We start from the raw sequence: 1,871 nt of genomic DNA on the forward strand, positions 1-1,871 counted from the left end.
CAAGACCGGGAAGTTAAGGATCTTGTGGTCGGTGTCGAGGTCCGTCGCGGTCAGCAGGCGAGGGCGTAGGTGGCGGGTCCGGTCTTGCGGATCACGCCGCGGTGAGCCCACTGGGACATCTGGACGCGGAAGCTGTTGATGTTCGTGACGCCGAGGATGCGGGCGACATCGCGGGCGTGCCAGGGCTCGCCGGGGCGGCTGGCAAGCACGGCGAGGGCGAGTGTCATCCGGCCGCCCGGGTCCGCCGAATCGTGTTTTTCGGAGGTGCCGTCGGTAGGTGAACTCTCCATGATTTCATGCCCGTTGTCCTCCTCGGCCGGTGGTGGGACGGTGCTGGGCGGCGCGGGCGGGGTACTGGTGCGGTCGTGGATGGTGATCTCGATGGCGGTCACCGGGGTGCCGGCCTGGGGGCGGGCCTGGCCCTTGAAGGTGTGGTAGCGCGAGATCGGGGATTTGACCTTGCGGGCGCTGATGCGCAGGCGGCGGGCGGGCAGCAGGTTGTCCAGGACCGCGGCACCGATCGTGCCGACCGGCTGGGGGTGCTCGGGGGCGATCCCGGCCGCGAGGATGACCTGGGTCCGCGCGGCCTGCAGGGCGGTGATGAAGCCGGCGCGGTCGGGGTCGATACCAGGGCGGGACTCCACGGCGTCGACCATGACGGTACGAAGCGCCTGGTAGAGGGCGAGGGCGGCCCACAGTTCCTGCTCGATGCCGAACCGGTCGCCCGAGCGCAGGACCCGGCCTGCCATGAGGGTGGAGCGCAGGGCGAAGAACGCCGATTCGATCTCCCACCTTTCGGCATAGAGCCTGGTCAGACGCTCGGCGGGGTCAGATACGGGGTCCAGCAGGGTGGTAGCCAGGCGGTAGCGCCCGCCCACGTGGGTGCCGTCCGCCAGGACGCAGACGATGTCGGCCTCGATGACGCGCACCGTCAGGTCCCCGAATCGGGAAAGGTAGGAGCCGTCGGACAGGGCCCGGAGCAGGGGCGGTCGACGGGTGGACTTGCAGCGGGCCAGGAACTGGGCGCCGGTGGCGGCGGCCTCGGCCAGGAAGGTGTTGCTGTCGAAGCCCCGGTCGATCAGTAGCAGGTGGTCACGGCCCAGCAGCGGCAGCAGGCGCTGGGCGTAGCTGGCCTCGCCGGCGCTGCTGGGGCCGAGGCAGGCGCCGAGCAGGCCGCGGGTGCCGGTCTCCACCAGCGCCATCAGCATGACGGTGGGGTAGCCGGCCCAGGCGAGCCGATAACGGATCTTGCCGAGCCAGCCCCGGGCCCGCTCGCTGTCCGGGGTCTTGATCGAGGAGCAGCCGTCGAAGGCGACGGTGCGAAGGTGCCGGTAGCGCACGCCGGGTGTAGTGGGCTGGGCCAGCGGTCCGGCCAGGGTCTCGAACAGGAGCTTGAGCGGGGCGGGGGTGAGGCGGCGCCGCAGGTGCCGCAACGCGGTGGTCGACACCTGCGGGAGCGGCAGGTCACCAAGGGCGGCGGTGAGTTGACGCCAGACGCCCTGGTAGCCGTGGTCGGGGAACAGGGCAAGCGCGAGCAGGTAGTACACGCCGACGCGTGAGGGCAGCGCGCGCAGCCGCTGCTGGGTCCGTCCGGTCTCCTCCAGCACGGCGTCGACCAGCTCGAAGGGGATGACCTGTGTCAACTCGCCCAGATGGCCCGGAGCGTAGACCCCGGCGGCGACCGTGCTGGAACGAGTGAGGGTGATGGTGGCACACTGGCCGGGCAACGGGACCTCTGCTCTGGATCTCGGACTGTCTTGCGAGGACGTCCCAAGATCTACCAGCGGTCCCGTTCCGCATGTACTCCCAGGTCAGCGCGCATCAGCCCCCGCCTGGACAGTGCCCCGGCCAGCCTTAACTTCCCGGCCTTG

The 1,871-nt window shown here is 70.4% G+C and carries 1 protein-coding gene; it reads right to left on the reverse strand.

The features are described from left to right. Window positions 1-50: 50 nt before the first annotated feature. Window positions 51-1,727 carry an IS4 family transposase gene (locus AC07CM_RS50805; protein ID WP_478883342.1) on the reverse strand — a complete coding sequence of 559 codons (1,677 nt, stop codon included), beginning with the start codon at window positions 1,725-1,727 and terminating at the stop codon, window positions 51-53. Window positions 1,728-1,871 lie beyond the last annotated feature (144 nt).

The sequence above is a fragment of the Streptomyces sp. NPDC044061 genome, from assembly GCF_056434305.1.